This is a genomic window from Luteibacter sp. 22Crub2.1, from assembly GCF_900167995.1.
GTDB classification, from domain to species: domain Bacteria; phylum Pseudomonadota; class Gammaproteobacteria; order Xanthomonadales; family Rhodanobacteraceae; genus Luteibacter; species Luteibacter mycovicinus.
The window spans coordinates 143,429-165,392 of record NZ_FUYT01000012.1; the positions used below are offsets into that span (position 1 = coordinate 143,429).

20 protein-coding genes and 1 tRNA gene are annotated in these 21,964 nt (G+C 63.1%); 5 read left to right on the forward strand and 16 right to left on the reverse strand.

Annotated elements, in window-relative coordinates; genetic code table 11:
• Nucleotides 1-5: 5 nt before the first annotated feature.
• The 4 genes from B5X73_RS13975 to pilV are packed head-to-tail and all read right to left on the reverse strand — an operon-like array spanning nt 6 to nt 7,868.
• Nucleotides 6-5,552 (reverse strand): pilus assembly protein, encoded by a 5,547-nt coding sequence (locus B5X73_RS13975; protein WP_139382788.1) that lies wholly within the window; start codon nt 5,550-5,552, stop codon nt 6-8.
• A 20-nt stretch (nt 5,553-5,572) separates the two neighbouring features.
• The gene (locus tag B5X73_RS13980) at nt 5,573-6,253 is read right to left on the reverse strand and encodes a pilus assembly PilX family protein (RefSeq protein WP_079522207.1); all 681 of its coding nucleotides are present in this window, start codon (nt 6,251-6,253) and stop codon (nt 5,573-5,575) included.
• Nucleotides 6,254-6,258: 5 nt separating this feature from the next.
• Nucleotides 6,259-7,383 (reverse strand): PilW family protein, encoded by a 1,125-nt coding sequence (locus B5X73_RS13985; RefSeq protein ID WP_079522209.1) that lies wholly within the window; start codon nt 7,381-7,383, stop codon nt 6,259-6,261.
• A gap of 11 nt (nt 7,384-7,394) precedes the next feature.
• Entirely contained in the window at nt 7,395-7,868 is a 474-nt protein-coding gene (pilV, locus tag B5X73_RS13990) for a type IV pilus modification protein PilV (RefSeq protein ID WP_139382789.1), read from the reverse strand.
• 216 nt (nt 7,869-8,084) lie between these two features.
• Between pilV and B5X73_RS13995 the strand changes: the two genes are divergently transcribed.
• Both B5X73_RS13995 and B5X73_RS14000 read left to right on the forward strand, forming a co-directional pair.
• Nucleotides 8,085-8,267, forward strand: a complete 183-nt coding sequence (locus B5X73_RS13995; RefSeq protein WP_036111460.1) for a hypothetical protein — start codon at nt 8,085-8,087, stop codon at nt 8,265-8,267.
• Nucleotides 8,268-8,380: 113 nt separating this feature from the next.
• The gene (locus tag B5X73_RS14000) at nt 8,381-8,641 is read left to right on the forward strand and encodes a hypothetical protein (protein WP_079522213.1); all 261 of its coding nucleotides are present in this window, start codon (nt 8,381-8,383) and stop codon (nt 8,639-8,641) included.
• Between the two features lie 157 nt (nt 8,642-8,798).
• Here the strand turns inward: B5X73_RS14000 and B5X73_RS14005 are convergent, their stop codons facing one another.
• Together B5X73_RS14005 and B5X73_RS14010 are read right to left on the reverse strand one after the other, a co-directional pair.
• Nucleotides 8,799-9,347: a GNAT family N-acetyltransferase gene (locus B5X73_RS14005; protein WP_036111459.1), complete on the reverse strand. Its 549-nt coding sequence runs from the start codon at nt 9,345-9,347 to the stop codon at nt 8,799-8,801.
• A 36-nt stretch (nt 9,348-9,383) separates the two neighbouring features.
• Nucleotides 9,384-9,809 carry a winged helix-turn-helix transcriptional regulator gene (locus B5X73_RS14010; protein ID WP_079522215.1) on the reverse strand — a complete coding sequence of 142 codons (426 nt, stop codon included), beginning with the start codon at nt 9,807-9,809 and terminating at the stop codon, nt 9,384-9,386.
• A gap of 113 nt (nt 9,810-9,922) precedes the next feature.
• On the opposite strand from B5X73_RS14010, the gene B5X73_RS14015 reads away from it, so the two are divergent.
• Together B5X73_RS14015 and B5X73_RS14020 are read left to right on the forward strand one after the other, a co-directional pair.
• Nucleotides 9,923-10,687 (forward strand): SDR family oxidoreductase, encoded by a 765-nt coding sequence (locus B5X73_RS14015; RefSeq protein WP_079522217.1) that lies wholly within the window; start codon nt 9,923-9,925, stop codon nt 10,685-10,687.
• Nucleotides 10,688-10,783: 96 nt separating this feature from the next.
• Nucleotides 10,784-11,221 (forward strand): hypothetical protein, encoded by a 438-nt coding sequence (locus B5X73_RS14020; protein ID WP_079522219.1) that lies wholly within the window; start codon nt 10,784-10,786, stop codon nt 11,219-11,221.
• 101 nt (nt 11,222-11,322) lie between these two features.
• Here the strand turns inward: B5X73_RS14020 and B5X73_RS14025 are convergent.
• The 6 genes from B5X73_RS14025 to murJ all read right to left on the reverse strand — a co-directional run bounded on the left by B5X73_RS14025 (nt 11,323) and on the right by murJ (nt 18,585).
• Nucleotides 11,323-11,398 (reverse strand) — tRNA-Thr (locus tag B5X73_RS14025).
• 43 nt (nt 11,399-11,441) lie between these two features.
• On the reverse strand, nt 11,442-12,383 hold the full coding sequence (ispH, locus tag B5X73_RS14030) for a 4-hydroxy-3-methylbut-2-enyl diphosphate reductase (RefSeq protein WP_036111451.1): 942 nt from the start codon (nt 12,381-12,383) through the stop codon (nt 11,442-11,444).
• Between the two features lie 48 nt (nt 12,384-12,431).
• Entirely contained in the window at nt 12,432-12,938 is a 507-nt protein-coding gene (lspA, locus tag B5X73_RS14035) for a signal peptidase II (protein ID WP_036111449.1), read from the reverse strand.
• Nucleotides 12,939-13,013: 75 nt separating this feature from the next.
• On the reverse strand, nt 13,014-15,872 hold the full coding sequence (gene ileS / locus B5X73_RS14040; RefSeq protein ID WP_079522221.1) for an isoleucine--tRNA ligase: 2,859 nt from the start codon (nt 15,870-15,872) through the stop codon (nt 13,014-13,016).
• A gap of 48 nt (nt 15,873-15,920) precedes the next feature.
• Nucleotides 15,921-16,877 carry a bifunctional riboflavin kinase/FAD synthetase gene (locus B5X73_RS14045; RefSeq protein WP_079522223.1) on the reverse strand — a complete coding sequence of 319 codons (957 nt, stop codon included), beginning with the start codon at nt 16,875-16,877 and terminating at the stop codon, nt 15,921-15,923.
• A 100-nt stretch (nt 16,878-16,977) separates the two neighbouring features.
• Nucleotides 16,978-18,585 carry a murein biosynthesis integral membrane protein MurJ gene (murJ, locus tag B5X73_RS14050; RefSeq protein ID WP_079522225.1) on the reverse strand — a complete coding sequence of 536 codons (1,608 nt, stop codon included), beginning with the start codon at nt 18,583-18,585 and terminating at the stop codon, nt 16,978-16,980.
• Nucleotides 18,586-18,795: 210 nt separating this feature from the next.
• Here murJ and rpsT point away from each other — a divergent pair, with 210 nt between their 5' ends.
• Complete coding sequence (rpsT, locus tag B5X73_RS14055) at nt 18,796-19,059, forward strand: 30S ribosomal protein S20 (RefSeq protein WP_036111443.1); 264 nt, start codon at nt 18,796-18,798, stop codon at nt 19,057-19,059.
• A gap of 214 nt (nt 19,060-19,273) precedes the next feature.
• Here rpsT and cgtA read toward each other — a convergent pair whose 3' ends face one another.
• From cgtA to B5X73_RS14075, 4 genes are all read right to left on the reverse strand, one after another.
• The gene (cgtA, locus tag B5X73_RS14060) at nt 19,274-20,341 is read right to left on the reverse strand and encodes an Obg family GTPase CgtA (protein WP_079522226.1); all 1,068 of its coding nucleotides are present in this window, start codon (nt 20,339-20,341) and stop codon (nt 19,274-19,276) included.
• Between the two features lie 90 nt (nt 20,342-20,431).
• Nucleotides 20,432-20,689, reverse strand: coding sequence for a 50S ribosomal protein L27 (gene rpmA / locus B5X73_RS14065; protein ID WP_036111438.1), 258 nt, complete (start codon nt 20,687-20,689; stop codon nt 20,432-20,434).
• Nucleotides 20,690-20,709: 20 nt separating this feature from the next.
• Entirely contained in the window at nt 20,710-21,024 is a 315-nt protein-coding gene (rplU, locus tag B5X73_RS14070) for a 50S ribosomal protein L21 (RefSeq protein ID WP_036111437.1), read from the reverse strand.
• A 356-nt stretch (nt 21,025-21,380) separates the two neighbouring features.
• On the reverse strand, nt 21,381-21,899 hold the full coding sequence (locus tag B5X73_RS14075; protein ID WP_036111435.1) for a DUF2059 domain-containing protein: 519 nt from the start codon (nt 21,897-21,899) through the stop codon (nt 21,381-21,383).
• Nucleotides 21,900-21,964 lie beyond the last annotated feature (65 nt).

A 21,964-nucleotide genomic window follows, 5' to 3' on the forward strand; every position in this document is an offset into this window, starting at 1 on the left:
GATCGTTATTTCCCAAGAGGCTCGCGCCAGGACGTCTCGCCGCTGGTCACAGGATTAAGAGTCGTCACATCCTTGCAGATGATCGCGCCCGTCGAGGTCTGCGTGCACGCAGTCACTTTCTTGCTTCCGTTACGGTCGTTCGTCGTATCGCCGGCATGGAGACTTGGCGGCGCAGGCATGCCCTGCCCGAGGGGCAGCGACGGTGATGCAAGCTGATTACCGCCCGTCGTACCAAAGAATGCCGCTGGGTCCGCCGTCCCCGTCTTGTAATTGAGACCGAAAAGATTAGCGGTGCCCAGACCGGTGCAGATGGAGGTACCCGGCACGTAGGTCGATGTCAGCAGAAGCCCACCGAGGAGCGCTTGCGCGCTAACCACACGTTCCGAGGGACTGCTGGGCGCCGTCGAGAGATTCCGGTACCAGCCCGCAACCTTCGGGTCGTCGAAAACCGCCTCAAGGGACTTGAAGTTATTGGTGTCCTTCGGGATCAGTCCGTCCTTAGGAACATTGTCCACCGTCTGGGCTTTGTCACCGTAGACGTTCAGCGCCGTGACATCGACCAGTGTCGAAACGCCGAGTTTCGTTTTGGCCTGAGGATCGCCGGCCGCCAGAAGCGTGGTGTCGATAACGCCGTAGATACGCTGCTGCGCCGATGTCGCCTTGTCACGCGTCGTGTACATGCGCCCCGTGCCGAAGAAGACCATCGGCGCGCCGCGGTCGTTGCGGCCTAGTGTCGGACGGACAGTGATGGGATAGCCGTTACCTGTACCACCCGTAATGTCGAACATCTTGCCAGCGGACCACTTCGTCGGATCCTGCTCGCCGTTGATCGTCACTTTCCAGAGCTGCCCGCCGAAATCGTCCGACCCGGTGTCCAGGACGCTGCCGAAGTAAAGACCCTCCGCCTTACCGTCCAGATTGAAATCGGAAGCGATCAGATCGCCGGCAAAGCTCTTCTTACCGGCGTCGTCAGCACTACCCAGGTCGAACGTCTTGAGCGCGACCGCCGAATGCGACGTAGCCAAGGTGGCTACATCATAGATTTTCACCGTGAGGTTGTCCGCCGACGCGACCCGCGAAGGATCGGTCGGCCCTGAACCGACGGCGAGGAAAAACTTGTTAGGCGTACCGGACGTGACATCGCGGATCATCGCGACGGCAGGGGTCGAAAGCGCCCGCTCCCCAGGGAAATTAAGCTCGCCGAGCACCGTCGGCGGAATTTCCGGATCCGTGATATCCATCACCACGAATGAGGAATCGAAAGTCTTCGTCGTCGTCTTCGTACTGTCCGTGGACGTATTGACGTCAATCTTGCCGCCGCCCAGCCGGAACGGCACGACGAGGATCGTGCCCCAGCCGCCCACGTGCGTCGCATCGTCGTCTCCGCCCTTGAACACCTTGGCATCGAACGCGATCGGAGTGCCGTCGACGTAGTACGTGTGCCGATAGTTCGGGTCGGTCAACCAGCGTAGATGTGGCAGAAGGTTAGCGGGAACGTACGCCCAGACTTCGCCGCCGAGCGGATGAGCCGTACGCGAGGTCACGGTGCCACCAGACAGGTCGCGATCGGTCGCCGTGCAAACCTTATTGTTGGGCTGCGTGGTGAATGCGCGGCAGCTGGTGTTGTAAAAACCACCGTTGAAGGCATGCAACATGCCGTCATTGGCTCCGACGTAAACCATCTGTCGCCGATTGCGATAGGCGGCGCGATAGGAGGCGTAGGTGGTGTCGTTGTAAAGCAGGTCGTACGACTCAGCCGGCTCGCTCACCACCAGTGGCGTGGAATTGATGATGTCGCCGAGGCGCGTGACACGCTTCGTCAGATCGGAGGTTGTGCCGTAATCCACGGTCCGATTGCGCATCGTCGAGATTTCGGTGCCCCGAATCCAGCTGACGATATTTTTTGCCTCGGTCGTATCACCGCTGTTCAGGTAGCGATAGTTGGTCGTGTTGATACCGGTCTTGCCACTCGTATCCCACGTGAAGGGAATGATCTCGCTGGCATCCGCCACACCATCACCGTTGACATCGATCCAGGTGAAGATATATCGCCCCGTCGTGAGGCCGAACGGATCGGAATATTTCCGCTGAGTAGCCGTATTGAGCGTCGGATCCCACAATGTGGCGCGCGCATTCCAGAGATAATTGAGGTCCGACAGCTCAACCTGCGTGCCGGTACCTGGCTCGTACGTATCCTTCTTCAGACTGGTGTAGCGTGTCGCCACGGTACGCTGCCCGCTGGCCAGGTACTGTTCGGTGATGACAGGGTCCGTGTTGTAGTCATCGAGCATGCCGTTATGGTTGCCGTCCTCACGAAGCAGACCGTACTGATCCGTCCACAACCCGGACAGCGCGCCGATCCAGGTGGCGCGCCTGCCCGCGGAGTCGGTCCGCTCCGCCTCATACAGTGCGGTGTATGTCACGCCCGTACCATTGGCACTCGTCGCCACAGTCGCGGCCGCCGTGCCCGACGAAATTTTCGCCAGGATCTTGCGGAACAGCGCGTCCAGCGATGCCTCCAGCTTTCCGGGATCGCTGACGAGGAAATAATTGTCCGGCGTGCCCTTGCCGGCCGTGTCCCACTTGCTGGTATCGAGGGGATTCAGATCGTTCGCCGGCGTATCGGTACCATCCGCCTTGGAGGGATCGGCACGGAAGCCGCCCCATTTGGATGCGTACAGCAACGGGTCGCTCAACGTACCGGCATTGGTTGTGCCGATCGGATAGACCGCCATGGTCGCCTGATCGCTCAGCTGACAGTTATTGCAGCCGCCACCGGCCGCAACCGAGCCGCTGCCGTTAAGCAAGGTAGTGCCTGTCGCGTCGTAGATCTTCGGCTTCTGTGCATCGTCGTAGTTGAAGCCGTAAATACCCGTGTGGAAATGGGGTCCGTCCTGGCTGGTGCCGGATACGATATAGCCGAAGCCCTGGCCCTGGTTCGTCGACGCTGCCACGGCCTTCGTGGTGATCTTCACCTGCGTAGCCGTAATCTCGTAACTGATGATGCCCCACATGTCCTGATCGTAGTCGCCGCCTGCGAAGCTATCCTCCCACACGGCGTAGAACGTACCGGTCGCCTTCGTAGCCGTGGCTGTCTGGCTGATAACCTTGAAATCGACAAGTGCACCACCGCCGATCAGCGTTTTGCCGCCGCTCGGATACGTCAGTCGATACGCCGGGATGATAGTCACGGACTTGGTCGTTCCCGGCACCGTCACGCGGATCTGTGGCGTATTGGTGGCCAGCTGAACGCCGAACGTTGTGACCTTCAGCGATGTGCGGTCATCCGCCGGAACGACGTCGTTTCCCGACGCGTCCTTGCCCAGTTTCCGGATGGGCATGACATGCGCGCCGTAAGCGGCGCCAGCCATCAGATAGCCCCCCTTCAGCGCAGGCACTTCGGGGCACACACCCGTGAGCGAGGCGAAGCTGGTGACAGTTTTCGCTGAGCACAGATCCGCACCCGCCTCACCCGCGGTTCCCGAGTTACCGACGAACCATGGCTTACCGGTGATGCCTTCGGCGCTACCGATCGCATCCGTCCATTGAACTGCTGTCTTTCCGCTACCCAGATCGCTGAACCCAGCGACATCATCGGTGTCGTAGCTGAGCGAGCTGGCGTTGAAATTGATGACATTCAGTGCCGCACAAAAATTCGCCGCACTGATCGGATCATTCCACGTGGCGACCACGGACATGCCAAGGTCCTTGTCCTCACTTCCACTGGCGAACGCCGAGTTCGGCTGTTTTCCAGCGAGATACCGCAAGGTTTCAATGTAGCTCTCCGCCATCGGATTGCCCCAGGAAGAGCAGCTCCCCTCGGCGACGATACGGTTCGTGTCGTCCTTCGCCTTACCGATCCCGATGTACTGGAACGTGCAGTTGTTCGACGGAATCGTTACCGTTTTGTCGCCACTTGTGTAACCGGCACCGTAATTGTTATCGATATTGTAGATATAGCCGTAGATACGAAGCGCGTTGATATTCGAGATGATCCCCTTCGACGCCGCGGTTCCAGTGAGGAACTGACCGGTTTTGGGATCGATCTCATTGCTGATGAAGTCGCCGTCGTTCGTACCCGGGCCTGGCAACGCCGCGCGGACCACGCCACCTGACGCATTGTGATCGAACGTTGGCGTAACGAGACCGAACTTGATGTTTCCGGTTTCCGCGTATTTCTGCAACAAACCGACCGGCTTGTAGGCATTGCTGGCAGTCAACGCGTCGGGATACTGCTTGCAGTTCTCGGAGCCAAGCTTGTCCTTGCTCACACAAACCTGCACACGTGCGACGAACTCGGTATTGTCGCCAGACTTCGTGGCGTTCTCGGCGGATGCGCCCAGACCCGAGTAAGCGGAGCGGTTACCGTTACTACGAAATCCATCGACAAAGCCGCTCTGAAGGTCGCTACTGCTTGCTTCACCGCTCCAGCGGCATTGACGCTTTTCGTTCGCCGCCCACAATGCATAGTTTCCGAATGCGACGCGGATCAGGGGAAGTGCGGTCGACTTCTGTGAGACCTCGATGTTGCTTGGCACGGGAGACGAGTTGCAAAACGAAATGCCTGCCCGGCTCAGGTTTGAGACTGTCCACGTCGATGCGCTCACCAGCTTGTTTACCGATGTCGTGCAATCCGTCGTGGGGTACGTCTTGCCCGACGCGGTACGAGTGCCATGGGCGCAGGCCATATTCACCTTCGACCCGCTTGCCATGGACCAGATCATGCCATCTTCCACATGAAGCGTAACGCTCGCCGTGGTTCCGTTGACAGTCACCGCACGCACGGGTGCTTCAAGCACCTGATTGTCGCTGGTCTCGATTCTGATCTGATCGCCGACGCGCGGATCCATGGCGGTACCGATCTTGATGACCACGCCCCAGACGTCAACGCTATAGACCCCCTGTACCGCACTTTGACTGCTGAACACCGACCCTGACGATGCCTTGAGCATCGGAGCCGCGGTAATCGGATCGTACGGAGTGAGTTTTGCGATATCGCTGCCGTTGTAATATTTGGCAAACGAATGCGCGTCGGCGGGCAGGAACGCGCGCTCAAGGATGGTCTTGTTGGTGTCGTCGGTGGACCGCAGGCCGCCGTAGAGAATTTTGCGAACTTCGTCCATACGCGTCATGGACACCCAGTTCAGAAAATTTCCCGACCATTGCTTGGTGCAATAGCCCGTGGTCTTGTCGACGGCCGTATCCGGGGTGAAATAACCATCCGTATTGTAGATGTAGCACTTCTTCGAGTCGAAGTAACCGGCATAGGTCAACGCATTTTTATACGTCGTATCCAGCGTTCCGTCGTTATCGAGATCGGTGAAGTCGTTATAGGCCTTGTAGAACAGCTGATGATCGCGAGACAGATTGATCATCACCAGCGGAGCCGCGCCGGCAACACCCAGTGGCGGGTCGATCGCGTAGTTCGCGGCACGCTGTCTGGTAGCGTCCGACAGCGCGTCGGCGTGCACGAGAGATGCACCGCCGATCGCCGACACCCAAACGAGCAGGCCGAGCAGTAAGCCATGGCGGCCGGAACTAAAGCTTTTCATCGGCGGGATCCTGGAATCCATCAGTGAATCATCTGGTGATATTGAGTGTGCGTCGTGGCCGCGCCGTCACCTGGAGCCGTCGCAATGCTACGAACTTCGAAATACATTTCGGCGCCGCCGTTCGCGGCTCCGATTCCGAGGCCGCGATATCCGGCGGCCTGTGCACCGCCCGCACCTTCGCCGAGCGTTGTGCCGTCTGGGACGATCGCGACGGATGCCTTCACGTCCCCGGAGCACGATTTCGTTCCGGTGTCGCAGATGGCGATGATCATGTCGGGCCGCCAGGTGGCAGGGTTGTACAGCGTCTCTTTAGGCTGATCGCCGCAGGCCGGCTGAAGCTGCCCATAGAACAACGATGGCTTATTCGTTGAGCAGTCCGTCTGCAAGGCAGACTTCGCTTCCGCCAGCAGGCTGGCAGGAATATCCGTCGAATACGTAAATTCCGAGTCGGGAACATCGCCGTTGAACGAAGCGGGCCAGCCGCGTGCATAGACGTGCTCGTCAAACAGCGACACAGGGACACTGCGCAAGGCTTCAGACGCCTCGAAGGCAGTCTCATGTCGCGCGGTATTAGTCACCATTCGCATTTCAACCAGGGTACCGCGCATCGCTACAACAGCGACGATCGATAGCACGACCAGAAACACCATGCCGACGAACAGGGCTATGCCACGCTGGGAGCCAGGAGAACGTATCGACATCGGAATCAGCCTCGGACGCGGTTGCGAAGCAACACGACCTGCGTGTTGAGGCTTCGCACGTATTGTTGCGGATGGTCACCGTACGCCCCTGCCGGCGCTTTCTTGCAGACATTGGTATCGGCGACTTCCGGGTAGTCGATCGACCCGTCATTGGCAACGGAGTAAGCACAGTGAGGGCTGAGAAGCAGGGTTGCACTGTGGGGCATACGGACATCGCGAACGGTCGAGCGAGCCACGAAGGTGGCCCGGACCTGAGTCACCGATGCCCAGTCGGCTACACTGGCCATCGTGAATCGTCCTGGATTGGAACCCGCCGCGGCGGCGTACTCGAAACTCAATTGCTCGATCCCATCGACGACGACTTCGGAGACGAGCCCGCCCGTCGCATCGAGGCGCATCCGCACCAGTGAGGGCGAACGCGCGTCCCGGTCTCCGTCGTCGTTGGTGCCGCACAGGCCATCGTCGCCGGGGTCAGCACAAGGCCGCAGGTAGTACATCTCGAGCTGATAGGGGTAGACGTAACGCCCTGTCGCGGTAGGTAACGTGCTTTTAGGAACCGCGTCGTCCCGACGAAGCAACGACGCCTGCTGACCCACGCCCGAAACGACGAAAATGCTTGTCTGATTCGGTACGACCGCCGGGTCGGTGGAGTCGAAACGGGGCGTATCGGCTCCCTTCTCAGGATCATAACCATGAGTGTCGGCGTAGCGCAGCACGACGACGTCCGATCCCTTCACGTAATTTTGGTCGGGAACACAGTCGCTGATGGGAAACTTGTCGCCACCGTCGTAGCCGTGAATCCCGTTCTGGTGCGAACCTGAATCCCCTACGCTGAGCACCCAGTCAGCGGTGCAGCCACTGTTGCCGATGCCATCGCGATTTGTGGTCGGGGCGATAGCCGATGGCTTGACGCCTCCCCAGAAGTCGGCCATTCGCAGCGACCATGCCAGGCGGGCGGCGGCGAATCGGATGTTCTCCTGGTTGAAGTTGTTGCCCTGCTGAAGTCCATAGGCTTGCCGACTCCCCATCAGGACACTGACGAGGCCGGCCACGACGATGAGACCAAGGACCATGGAGATCATCAGCTCGACGAGTGAAAAGCCCTCGGAGCGGCGAGCAGTCATACGCATCGGGCGGCCTGTCACTGCAGGTAACTGAAAGAGTAGGACTGGTTGGGGTCCGATGTTTTATCGTCGGCGACCCCGGTCCAGGACACGGTAATGATCAACGTACCGAGATCTTTGTTCGCCGTGACCGCAGCAAGCGGCTTATCGTCCGCGGGCGCAGGCAGCGCGTTGCCCAACGCGACACGCCAACAGGCAATGTCACGCTTTGCAATATCCGAGGGCGTGCCGAGTGTCGTGCTGGCACAATCCTTCGCGGTATAGGCCGTCGAACCGTCGTACAAGTAGGCGCTGTTAGCCACCCCACCCGCCGGGTGAGCCCCGCCGGGATTGGCCCGCATCGCGTCCGCCAGGCTACGCGCCAGGATGATCGCGCTCGTGCGCGAGCCCGACTCCTTAGTGAACTGCGCTCCGCGCATCTGGAGCATGGCGATACCCAGCAACCCGATGCTGAACACCAGGATCGCGACCATGACTTCGATAAGCGACACGCCTTCCACGGCGCGACGCGACGGCGACTTCCTCACCCTGAACCCCCTGCTGGACCCTATCCGGCACTTTGCAGACTAGTCGAGCCACTTCCGGCTGCAAGTTATCGCCGACACGCGGTCAGAAATTGCCGATAAGCGGCATCTCGACGGCCGCCCGACGCGGTGTTCACGCCGATCGGCGCTCCATGGGGACATCACCTGCAGAGGATCCACGCCATGACCCACGACCGCCAGGACGTCACCCATCCGGACCACGGCCAGCCTGACCACAAGGAAACCGCGGCCGAGAAGCAGTCGCGCAAGGACAAGGCCAGCGACAACCTCGACCACGCCCTCGAGGAAAGTATGGATGGCAGCGATCCGGTGTCGCCGTTCGTCCCCGCGAAGGCACCGAAGTAGGCCCGACCGCGGTTCACAACGGGTTACGCGCCGACACCGCGACGTAGCCTCGGGATAACAAAGCGGTCACGGACCGGCGGCCACAATACCGCTGGTCCACCTGGAGTGTTCCTGTGCTCGCGCAATACGTATTCACCGCCGCCAATGCCGTCTTTCGCATCGTCCGCCATGGGCACCGCTGGCGTGCCCTGCGCGACACGACGGAAATCGGTCGCTTCGACACCGCTGAGGCGGCCGCGCTGAGCCTGCGCGACGCCTGGCGGGATGCACGCCTGCCTCGCCGCCTGACGGACTGGCGTTTTCTCCCGCCTGCCGCCCTGGGTCATATCGCGCCGCCGAGCGCTGCCGTGCTGGCCCGGCTCGCCGCTGCCTGATTCGTCCGGGTCGTGGGAGCCCACGGGCTCCCGAAAGTGCATATCGCACTGCCGTTCAGGCGCAAAAATGCATGGCCTCCGGCAATAGAGCGGTAGACTCGCACCCCGCCAAGGGACCAAACGACTTGCCCGGCGTCATGCGCGACTGAGCGCCGGGTCAGGGTCGTCCTAACCACTCGCGCGCCAGCAGCGCGTAGATGACGTCATCGACCCACTCGCCGCGGAAACGGTAGCTTTCCACGTGATGGGCCTCTTGGCGAAATCCTAGTGACTGCAGCAAGGCAATGCTGCTGACGTTACGAGGATCGACCGAGCCGATGACACGGCGGTAGCCCCACTCCCGGAAGGCACGATCGAGGGCGGCTGCCATGGCTTCGCGTGCGTAGCCCATGCCCTGTTTCTCGGGCCGGAGCGATATACCGAACTCGATCGGATCGTCCGTGCCCGCGGGAAAATGCACGCCGAGGTCGCCGAGAAGCTCCCGGGTGACACGATCGCGGATGGCCAGCTGGCACCAGCTGCCGGGCTCACCGAACACCTGAGCCGCTTGCCTGCGGATGAAGTCCGCCGCCTCGGCTTCGTCCGCAGGCCGCCAGCCCTGGTAACGCGCGACGGCCTCGTCGCCACGGTAGGCAAACAGTAGGGCGGCATCGCCGGATGTCAGGCCATCGACGTACAACCGCGCGGTTTCGAACCTGCCTTCCATGACTCACTCCCTGTGTGGAAAGCCAAGCGTAGCCGATCAGTCGTCCGATTCGCGCGCCTGGAAAGCGGCGCGCGACGCGACGATCGCGTCGTGATGCTCTTCGGCCCATAACCAGACGCTGCAGAACGCGGCGCCCAGGCTCAGACCGATCGGCGTCAGCTCGTATTCGACGCGTGGCGGCACGACGGGGTAGACAGTGCGAGTCACCAGGCCATCGGCCTCCATCTGGCGCAACGTCTTGGTCAGCATTTTCTGGCTGACGTCACCCATGAGGTCGGCCAGCCGGCCAAACCGCAGGCGGCCATGGTCCGCCAGCACCTCGAGGCAGACCATGGTCCAGCGGTCGGCGACCCGCCCGATGATGTCCCTCACCAATGCATCGAGTTCGGGCTCGGTGCGCTCTTCACCCAACGCACGACAGGGCTCGTCGTAGCGTGGCTTCGATTTCGATGTCGCGGACATGGCGCCATTCCTCATGGTTACCGGATGGTAAGTATGGAACTTTTGGGAGCCTACTTTCCATTGGTTCGTAACGAGTCTAGCCTGCCAACTCCCTTCCCACCAGCGAGAAACTCATGGACATCAAGGGCAATACGATCCTCATCACCGGCGGAGGCTCGGGCATTGGCCGAGCGCTGGCGGAGGCGTTCCACGCGCATGGCAATCAGGTCATCATCGCCGGGCGGCGTCAGTCGGTACTCGACGAGACCACGGCGGCGAACCCGGGCATGGCATCCGCCCTGCTCGACATCGAGGACCCCGCGGCCATCATGCGTTTCGCCGAACAGGTGAAGCGCGAGCATCCGGCCCTCAATGTCGTCATCCACAACGCCGGCATCATGCGTCCCGAGGACACGAAGTCCGGTGCGACGGATACCGCCGAGTCGACGATCACTACCAACCTGCTCGGGCCCATCCGGCTCAACGCCGCGCTGATCGACCACCTGCTGGCGCAGCCGAAAGCGACCGTCATCACCGTGTCGTCGGGCCTCGCGTTCATGCCCCTGTCGCTGACGCCGACGTACTGCGCCACGAAGGCCGCGATCCATTCGTATACGAATTCCTTGCGATATCAGCTGAAAGACACGAGCGTGACGGTGCTGGAGATCGTGCCGCCTTATGTCCAGACCGAACTGATGGGCGAACACCAGAAGAACGATCCGCACGCGATGCCGCTGGACGAATTCATCGCCGAAGTCATGACTCTGATCGAATCGCAGCCGGACGCGCACGAGATCCTGGTCGAGCGGGTCAAGCCGTTGCGGTTCGCCGAAGCAAGCGGCAAGTTCGACGGCTTCTTCAAGCAGTTCAATGACGAGATGGTCAGGCAGCGGACGTAATCTTTACGACGTCGTTACCCGAAAAGCGCCCCACTCGCGCAGCGTTTTTACGCACGACGCCCGGATACTGGCCTCCCCTCCATGGAGTCGCCACCGATGTCGATCGTCGTGATCACCGCACCGCGTCACGGGCCCACCAACGCCACATGCGCCGAGAACGCCATGTGGCGTTTGTGGGAGCGTGCTCAGGCTTCGGGCGTCGACCTGCTGTGGCGTCCGTGCAGCGACTTTCCCGAGCTGACGGGTCATATCGGGCGATCGGCATCCGACCATGCGGACCTGGTGCTGATCGATGTCGACGCCAACGACGTACCCGACGGCGATGTCGCTCAGCTGCGCGATGCGCTGGCCGCGTTACCCGTGCCCTACATCGAGGTGCACGACGACAGCGATGCATCGGATGCGTCGGAACTCGTCCCCGGCCATCCCTGCCTGGCAAGTGTCGTGGTACCGGGCAACACCATGGCCAGCTATGACATGGCGCTGGCGATCGGTCTGCGCTATCTCTCGAACGAACCGCGCCTCGCCGCATAAGCCCCGCGCAGGCGGCGCGGGTCATGCAGGCACAAAAAAACCCGCATCAGCGGGTTTTTTGCTGTCCCCGGAACCGCTCGGCGGCAGTTCGGGAGAAATCATGGTGCCGGAAATAGGAATCGAACCTACGACCTCATCATTACGAATGACGCGCTCTACCAACTGAGCTATTCCGGCGAGAAGCGGAATTCTAGGGAAGCTTGGCCCGAGGCGCAAGCCCTCAACTGGCCAGACGCAGTTCCTTCGGCAGCGCGAAGGTGATGTTTTCGGCTTCACCGTCCAGCTCACGCACGCTGCCCGCGCCCCACGACTGCAGACGCGCGATCACTTCCTGCACCAGTTTCTCGGGGGCGGACGCGCCCGCGGTGACACCGATGCGGGTCGTGCCCTCGAGCCACTGGCGATCGATGTGCTCGGCGCCGTCAATCAGGTAGGAGGTGACGCCCTGCTTCTCCGCCAGCTCTTTCAGCCGATTGGAGTTGGAGCTGTTGATCGAACCGACCACGAGCACCAGATCCACGGCGTCGGCGAGACGGCGCACGGCGTCCTGCCGGTTCTGCGTCGCGTAACAGATGTCGTCCTTGCGCGGACCTTCGATGGCGACGAACTTCGCACGCAGCGCCGCGATGATGGCGATGGTGTCGTCCACCGAGAGCGTGGTCTGCGTGACGAAGGCGAGCTTGTCGGGCTGCGACGGCGAGAGATCGGCGACATCCTCGACCGACTCGACCAGATAGATACGACCCGCGTTCGCGCGGTTCCACTGGCCCATCGTGCCCTGCACTTCCGGGTGACCGGCGTGACCGATCAGGATGACGTCGTGACCGGCGCGGCCGAGCCGCGCGACCTCCATGTGCACCTTGGTAACCAAGGGGCACGTAGCGTCGAAAACATTCAGGGCGCGGCGGTCGGCTTCCTCACGGACGGCCTTGGGCACGCCGTGCGCGCTGAAGATCACCGTGGAGCCGTCGGGCACTTCGTCCAGCTCTTCCACGAACACGGCGCCATCGGCGCGCAGGCGCTCGACCACGAACCGATTGTGGACGACTTCATGGCGGACGTAGATCGGGGCGCCGTATGACTCCAGGGCGCGCTCCACGATCGCGATGGCACGATCGACGCCGGCGCAGAAACCACGGGGATTGGCGAGAAGGATGTCCAAGGGGACCTCGAGATGAGCGGTGGCGGCCGAAGCCGCCGGACCCCGCGATTATCGCACGTCGGGCTTCTGCGGGCCGCTGAACAGGCTGAACACGATCAGGGCCGCCGCGCCCACGCAGATGGACGAATCCGCGACATTGAAGACCGGAAAGGGATAGCTGCCGATGAATACCTGGATGAAATCGGTGACCTTGGCCGCATGGAGGCGGTCGATGACGTTACCGAGCGCCCCACCGACGATCAGGGCCAGCGGCAGCGCCGTGCGCCAGTCGTTCCGCGGCGTACGCGACAGCCAGACGCCCAGCGTGCCGCTGATGACGGCGGCCAGGACGACGAAGAACCAGCGCTGCCACCCGGCACTGTCCGCCAGGAAGCTGAATGCGGCGCCGGTGTTGAAGGTCAGCGTCCAGTTCAGGATGCCGGGGATCACCGGATGCGGTGTCTCGGCCGGCTGCAGAGCCGTGAGGGCCCACCACTTGCTCAGCTGGTCGAGCACGATCATGGCGGCGGCTAGCCAGAGCCAGGACAAGGCGTTCGGTTTGGGACGTACAGTCATGCATTCAGCCATGTGAAGCGGAGCGTCCCGCGCCGCCAGGGTGGCGGCACGGGTGGTTCGGGTCGGGCGGGCTCGTCAGAACCAGCGGCGATCTTCGCCCTGCCCCGTGACGTTCTCGACGCAGCGACCGCAGATCTCCGGGTGAGCCGGGTCGACACCGACGTCGGGACGATGGTGCCAGCAACGGATGCACTTCACGTCCTCGCTGACCGCGGCGGCGACATACACCTCCGCCCCCTCGAGCTCGACGCGCTCGGCCGAGGCCGGCCGACCCTCGAGGTCCGCCAGCGTGACCGCCGAGGTGATGAAGAAGAACCGCAGCTCCGGAGCCGACGCAGCCAGAGCGACCTGGGTTTCCTTGTCCGCGTGCAGCGTCAGGGTCGCGTCCAGCGACGCGCCGATCTGGCCGGCCTTGCGCATGCCCTCGAGCGCGCGCGACGCGGTCTCGCGAATGGCGAGCAGCTTGCCCCACCAGCCGCGCGTTTCACCGTCCTGATGCGTGTCCAGACCCTCGTACCAGGTCTCGAACAGCGGCGATTCGTCACGCGAACCAGGCAGCTGCGCCCAGGCTTCTTCCGCCGTGAACGTCAAGATCGGGGTGAGCCAGCGGACCATCGCCTCCGCGATGCGATACATCGCACTCTGTGCGCTGCGGCGACCGCGGCTGTCGGTCGGCATCGTGTAGAGCCGGTCCTTGGTGATGTCCAGATAAAGCGCGCCCAGTTCGGTGGTGCAGAAGTTCTGCACGCGCTGCACGATCTCCGGGAAGTCGTAACGCTCGTACGCGGCAACGATCGCCGCCTGCGTATCGGCCGCCTGCTGCACCGCCCAGCGATCCAGATCGAGGCACGCGTCCGTGGCAAGCAGGTGCTTGTCCGGATCGAAGCCATCGAGGTTGCCGAGCAGAAAACGAACCGTGTTGCGGATGCGACGATACGTGTCCGCCACGCGCTTCAGGATCTCGTCCGAGAGCGACATCTCGTTGCGGTAATCGGTCGAGCAGATCCACAGACGCAGGATGTCCGCGCCGAGGGTCTTCATGATGTCCTGCGGCTCGATGCCGTTGCCCAGCGACTTGGACATCTTGCGGCCCTGCGCGTCCACGGTGAAGCCGTGGGTGAGCACATGGTCGTATGGCGCGCGGCCGTGGATGGCCGCCGACGTGAGCAGCGACGACTGGAACCAGCCGCGATGCTGATCCGAGCCCTCGAGATACATGACCTTGTATTCGCTCGCGTCACCCGCCTGCAGTTCAGGACGCGCGCCGATCACGGCGAAGTGACTGGTACCCGAGTCGAACCAGACGTCGAGCACGTCGGTCACTTTCTCGTAGTTGTCCGCGTCGTCGCCGATCAGCTCGCGCGGATCCAGCGTGAACCAGCAGTCGATGCCCTCCTGCGCGACCTTCTTCGCGACTTTCTCCATCAGCGCGACGGAGTCCGGATGCGGCTCATGCGTGTTCTTGTCGATGAACAGCGTGATCGGCACGCCCCACGTGCGCTGACGCGAGATGCACCAGTCGGGACGCCCATCGACCATACCGGCGATGCGCTCTTCGCCCCAGCCCGGCACCCAGCGCACGGACTTGATCGAGCTCAGCGCGGTCTTGCGCAGGCCGGCCGTTTCCATGCCGATGAACCACTGCGGCGTGGCGCGGTAGATCACCGGCGTCTTGTGGCGCCAGCAGTGCGGATAGCTGTGCGTGAGTTTGGCGAAAGCGAGCAAAACGCCATGGCCGCGCAGCAGCTCGACGATCTGGTCGTTGGCCTTCCAGATGTGCGTGCCAGCGAGCGACACGTCGCCGATCAACGGCAGGTCGGCACGATACACACCGCGACCGTCGACATAGTTGAGCGTGCCGATGCCGTAGTTCTGGCCAACGGCGAAATCTTCCGCGCCGTGGTCCGGCGAGGTGTGCACCGCGCCGGTACCGTCTTCGTCCGACACGTGATCGCCGAGGATGACCGGCACCTGTTTGTCGTAAAACGGATGACGCAGCGGCTTGTTCTCGAGCACGGCGCCCTGGACGTGGCCGAGCACGGTGGCGGTTTCGACGCCATAACGGGCGAGCGCCTTCGCGGCGAGCGCCGAGGCGATCACCAGCAGCACCCGCTTGCCATCGCGCGACGGGCCTTCGACCAGCGAGTATTCGATCTCGCCACCCAGCGACACGGCCTGGCTGGACGGCAGCGTCCACGGCGTCGTCGTCCAGATGGGCACGGCGACGATGGCGTCGCCCACGTCGACGCCAAACTCGGCACCGAGGTCTTTCGGGTACACGGCGTCGTAGGCGACATCGACGGCCGGCGACGTGCGCTCGGCGTATTCGATCTCCGCCTCGGCCAGTGCGGAACCGCAGTCGAAGCACCAGTACACGGGCTTGGCGCCGCGCACGACATGGCCGTTATCGACGATCCGCGCCAGCGCGCGGATCATGTCGGCCTCATAGGTGAAGTCGAGGGTGCGGTACGGCTTTTCCCAGTCGCCGAGCACACCCAGACGCTTGAAGTCGGCGCGCTGCAGGTCGATCTGCGCCATCGCGTACTCGCGGCATTTCTGCCGGAACGCGGCGGCGTCGAGCTTGTCGCCCGCCTTGCCGAATTTCTTTTCGATGGCGATTTCGATCGGCAGGCCGTGGCAGTCCCAGCCCGGCACGTACGGGGCGCGGTAACCGGCCATCAGCTTCGACTTGACGACGACGTCCTTCAGCACCTTGTTGACCGCGTGGCCCAGGTGAATGGCGCCGTTGGCATAGGGCGGGCCGTCGTGCAGCACGAACACCTTGTCGCGACCCGCGGCCTTCGCCTGGATCTGCGCATAGCGGCCCACACGCTCCCACGTGGCGAGCCAGGTCGGCTCGCGCTTGGGAAGGTCGCCGCGCATCGGGAAGTCCGTCTGCGGCAGATTGATGGTGTTTTTGTAATCCTGGGTCATCGCTGGCAACCGTGGGTTTCGGGGCGGACGCGCGTCAGGCGCGTTCCGTCATGCATCGACAAGTATGGGGTTCATGCCAAGGGCCTGCCGGGCGGCGATCTCGTCCTGGCGCATTTGCGCGATCAGGGCGTCGAGGCCGCCGAATTTTTCTTCGTCACGCAGTTTCCGGACGAACTCCACCGCGATGCGCATACCGTAGAGGTCGCCGGAAAAGTCGAACAGGTGCGCTTCGAGCAACGGCTCCGCCACCTCGTTCACCGTCGGGCGGACGCCCAGGCTGGCCACGCCGGGCCAGCTGCAGGGGCCCTCGCCCACCCCGATGCGCACGGCGAAAATTCCGCGCACGGGACTGACCCGCTCGGGCAGGTGCACGTTGGCGGTGGGATAACCGAGCGTACGGCCCAGCTGCTTACCGTGCTCGACATGGCCTTCGATGATGAAGGGCCGTCCGAGCAGAGTCGCGGCGTCGGCGAAGCGGCTTTCCGCCAGCAGGGTGCGCACCTTGCTGGAAGACACGCGTTCGCCCTCGACCATCACCGGCGAGACCGCGTGCGCGGTAAAGCCCAGTTCGTCACCCATCGACCGCAGGAGGGCGAAGTCGCCGCCGCGGCGGTGACCGAAGCGGAAGTCTTCGCCCACCCAGACTTCACGGGCAGCCAGCCGGCCGACGATGACGCGGCGGACAAAATCCTCGGCGGACATCTGGGTCAGCGCTTCGTCGAAGCGAAGGGACAGAAGTTCGGCGATACCGGCGGCGGTCATGCCCTCCGCTTTTTCGCGGACGCCGGACAGACGTGGCACCGGCTCCTTCGAAAAGAAGGCGCGCGGCAGTGGCTCGAAGGAGATGACGGCCGGCGTGAGGCCCTTCGCCTCAGCCCGTGTCCGGACCTCGGCGAGGATGGCCTGGTGGCCGAGATGTAGGCCGTCGAAGGCGCCGATCGCCACCACGCTGCCCTGGGGGGCGAGACACGGTCCGTCGACGTCGCGGTGCAGTCGCAGCGTCATGCGTGAGCGCCCTGGAATCGATGCGGAATAAAAGCCATCGGGCCAGTATAGCGGCCCCATTGCGCCGCACAATGCGACGCGGAGACCCCGGACGAACCGCTCAACGCGCGCGCAGGTCGCGCAGACGGAATCCGAGGGCGAACAAGGCCGCCACGTAGGCCCCGCCCCCTGCCACCACCAGGATGGCCAGGCGCCAGACGCGCACCCACTTCTCCACGCCACTCCATTCCGGCCAGATATGCAGGCCGGTCAGCAGCACCGCGATCATCACCCCGCAGGCGACGGCCAGCCGCGCGATATGCCGGCCCCAGCCCGGCTGGCGGGTGTATACGCCGGCCTTACCCAGCCAGCGCCAGAGCAGCGCAAGGTTGAGGTAGCTGGCCAGAGCGCTGGCCATGCCCAGCGCCATGTGCAGACCCGGGATGGCGGCGAGCGCCGCCATCCACGACCCGGCCTTCTGCTCCGGCGTCGCCCAGAGGAAGAACAGGAGGGCAAGGAAGCCGACATTGAAGACCATGTTGGCAACGAGCGACGCGACGCCCGCGCGGACGGGTGTCTTCGTGTCCTTGCGCGCGTAGAACGCGGGCAGCACCACCTTGACCAGGGCGAAGGCCGGCAGGCCGAAGCTCAGCGCGGTGATCGACATCGAGGCCATCTTGGTATCGAAGGCGGTGAAACGGCCGTTCTGGAACAGCGTCGCCACGAGGGGGAACGACAGGAGCATCAACGCGAACATGGCCGGCACCGCGATCAGCAGCGTCGTACGCAGACCCCAGTCCAGTGCCCGGGAGAAGCCACCCTTGTCGGTGGCCACATGGTGGCGTGACAGCGAAGGCAGGATGACCGTGCCCAGCGCCACGCCGAAAACGCCCAGGGGAAGCTCGAGAAACCGGTCGGCCTGGGACAACCAGCTCTGCGAACCGGCGATCAGCAGCGACGCGATCACGGTGTCCAGCAGAAGATTGATCTGAGCCACCGACGAGCCGAACAGCGTCGGCACCATCAGGGTCATGATCCGGCGCACATCCGGCGACTTCCAGCCCCAGCGCGGCATGGACAACAGATCCAGGCGGCGCAGCGTCGGCAACTGGAACACCAGCTGCAGGAAGCCCGCGATCAGGATCGCCCAGCCCATCGCCATGATCGGCGTATGCAGATGCGGCGCCAGCCAGAGGGCACCGCCGATCATGCACAAGTTGAGAATTACCGGCGTCAGGGCCGGCAGGCCGAAACGATGGAAGCTGTTGAGCGCGCCGCCACTCAGCGCCGTCAGCGAGACGAACAGGAGAAACGGAAACGTCAGCCGCAGGAGGTCGACGGTGAGGCCGAATTTCGCGGGGTCATCCACCGCGCCCGGCGAAAACAACGCCGTCACCTGGGGCGCGAAGATCACACCCAGCGCCACCACGATGAGCAGGATGCCGCCCAGCGTGCCGGAGGTTTTCGCCATAAGGTCTTTCAGGTCCTCATGCGTACGTGTTTCCTTGACCTCGGTGAAAACCGGCACGAACGCGGTCGAGAAGGAGCCCTCGGCGAACAGGCGGCGCATGAAGTTCGGGATGCGGAACGCGACCCAGAAGGCGTCGGTCGCGGCGTTGGCGCCGAAGGAATGGCTGATCGCCATGTCCCGCACCAGACCGAGCACGCGGGACACCATGGTCATGCTGCTGAAGGAGAGCATGCCGCGAAGAAGGCTGGGGGTTTTCATCCGGGGAGGGGCTGCCTTGGAGGCTGGACCAAACCCCTAGTTTGACAGCGCGCCCCCGGCGGAGGACAGTCCGCCGTCTGGAAATTCCCGGGCGCCTCGCCCGATCACCCGTCGGGTACGCCCGTGCGGGCTCTAAGCTATTGACGCGCCCGGCGTTTGGCATCAAAATGGGCGTCTTTCTTAAAACCAACCGAACTCTGGAGCTTCACCTTGGCCAACATCAAGTCCGCGAAGAAGCGTGCGCGTCAGTCGGAGCAGCGCCGTCTGCGCAACGTCAGCGCGCGTTCCATGGTGCGTTCCGCACTGAAGAAGGTCGTCAAGGCGATCGACGCCAAGGATAAGGCTGGCGCAGTCAGCGCGTACGCCATCGCCGTGCCGGTGATGGATCGTTACGCTGCCCGCGGCCTGATCCACAAGAACAAGGCTGCTCGCCACAAGAGCCGCCTGAACGCGAAAATCCGCGACCTGGCGTAATGCCTGCGCGACATCGCTGTTTGCAGAAAAGCCGGCTTACGCCGGCTTTTTTGTTTCCCCGTTTCTTGCTTCCTGTAGGAGCGCGCCCCGCGCGCGACATCTTTTGAGGCCGAGCGCCGGGCGCTGGCGTGCAATCTTCCGGCGCCCGGTGAAGAGCTCGCGCGCAGCGCGCGCTCCTACAGGTCGGGCGGGCTCATTAAGCCCGCATTGCCTTTTATTCCCCGCGCAGCCTCACGTCATCGCGCTCTTCGCTGCGATCGCGCTGCTTCGCCCGCTCAGCATCGAAGAACTGCTGCACCTGCAGGCACACATCACGCGTACCGATCTCGCCAGCTGCCGAGACCACGAACCACGGCGCCGTCCATTCCAGACGCGCGATGATCTCGTCGACTTTCGCCTTCAGCTCGTCCTCGTCATCAACGACGTCCGACTTGTTGATTACCAGCCAGCGCGGACGCTCGACCAGCTCGGCATCGAAATTGGCGAGTTCTTTTTCGATCGTACGCACCTGCTCCACCGGATCCGAGCCGTCGATCGGCTGGATGTCGACCACATGCAGCAGCAGGCTGGTACGCGATACGTGACGCAGGAACTGGATGCCGAGGCCGGCGCCGTCGGCCGCACCCTCGATGATGCCGGGAATATCGGCGATCACGAAGCTCTGGTCGGTACCGATGCGCACGACACCCAGGTTCGGGTGCAGCGTCGTGAACGGATAATCCGCCACGCGCGGCGTAGCCGCCGATACCGCACGGATGAAGGTGCTCTTGCCGGCGTTGGGGAAGCCCAGCAGGCCGACATCCGCGAGCAGACGCAGCTCGAGCTTGATGTCGCGAACCTCACCCGGCGTACCTGGCGTGAACTTGCGCGGAGCACGGTTGACCGAGCTCTTGAAATGGATATTGCCCAGACCGCCACGACCACCCTGCGCCACCTTCAGACGCTGGCCATGAGCCGTGAGATCGCCAATGACTTCGTCGGTGTCGACGTTGATGATGATGGTGCCGACAGGCACGCGGACATCGACATCGTCGGCGCCCTTACCGTACATCTGACTGCCCATGCCCGCCTGGCCGCGCTTGGCCTTGAAGGAACGCATGTGACGGAAATCGACCAGGGTGTTGAGGCCCTCGTCGGCCACCAGCCAGACGGAACCACCGCTGCCACCGTCACCGCCATCCGGCCCACCGAAGGGAATGAATTTCTCTCGACGGAAGCTGACGCAGCCGTTGCCGCCGTCACCGGCCGAGACTCTGATTTGCGCTTCGTCGACGAATTTCATGGAAGGGGAACCTGGGTGAAGAAGTGATGCCGCTTTACAAACGAAAAGCCCCGCCGTGGGCGGGGCCTTCGTTATCGCGTCGGGAAAGGCTTACGCCTGGACGACGTCGACGAACTTGCGACCCTTGTCGCCACGGGTCTTGAAGGCAACCGTGCCATCGACCAGCGCGAACAGGGTGTGGTCGCGGCCGAGGCCGACGCCCACGCCAGCGTGGAACTTGGTACCGCGCTGACGAACGATGATGTTGCCGGCTTCAACAGCCTGGCCGCCATAGATCTTCACACCGAGATACTTCGGGTTCGAATCGCGACCGTTACGGCTGGAACCTACGCCTTTCTTATGTGCCATGACTCATATCCTCCGGCAGATCAGGCGTTGATGCCCGTGATCTCGATTTCGGTGTAATGCTGACGATGTCCCTGCGTACGCTTGTAGTGCTTACGACGACGGAACTTGACGATGCGGATCTTATCCGCGCGGCCGTGGGCGCGAATCTTCGCGCTGACGGTGGCACCGGCGACCAGCGGGGCGCCGACGGTGATCGACTCGCCTTCGCCCACCAGGAGGACCTGGTCGAACTGGACGGTGGAATCGACTTCAGCGGTGAGCAGTTCGACGCGCAGGATTTCGCCCGCCATCACACGATACTGCTTGCCACCGGTCTTGATGACTGCGTAGCTCATGGTTATTTCCTGTTGCTGTTTATGTAGTTCTTTTTAGGGTGTTACGGGTCGTGCGAACTGCGAATTATAGCCAAGGGGAAAAGGCAAGGTCAATCAGGTGGTTAAGGGAGAAAGGGTGCAGCAGGGCCTGATCGGCAGCAAAATCGAAAAAACCTTGCCTGGCATAGACTTACTGTAGGAGCGCACCCCGTGCGCGACCCGCCGGGAACGTCCGGCTCGAAGCCTAAGCCGCTTCGTGAGACCGGACAGCCGGCTTGATGGTGTGCAATGCATCGTTCGCCGGGGCGGGCCTGAGGGTTCGCGCGCGGGGCGCGCTCCTACCGCTTAGCGGGGCGCGCTCCTACGGCGTAGGCGGCTTATTTTTTCTTTGTGGCGGCGGGCGGTGCGGGCGCGGGCTTGGCGGCCGCACCGCTGGCCGGGCACTGGCCCTGCGGATTCAGGGTGCCCTGCGTCTGCAGCTGGGCGATCATCTGCTGGCCGCGCTCCTGACCCCACTGCTTACCGATCTGCATGCCCTCGGCCATGGTCGCCGGCATCTGCGTGATCACCTTCTGACCGAGCGGCGAACGGTAGAACTTGAGCAGGCCGTCGATATCTTCGGAAGTGAAGTGCTTCTGATAGACCGGCACCATGCGGCCGATCAGCTGGTTGGTCGCGTTGGCGTCGACAAAGCCCTGCCAGTAGCTGGCCGGCACGCACGGAAGGGCGCTCTGCATCACGCCCGCCATCTGGCTGTTCATCTGGCTGAGCATCCGGCCCATGCCGACCACGTCCATCAGCTGGCGCACCTGCTGCTCGGTCGGCGCCGCGGCGAACGCCTGACCCGTACAAGCCGCCAGCATCAGGCCGGCCGCGATCCCTGTCCACTTACGCATGCGTGTTTCCTCTTCGGATGGGTGACTCGCCCCTCCCCGGGGTGGAGGCCATGGTAGCCGACCTC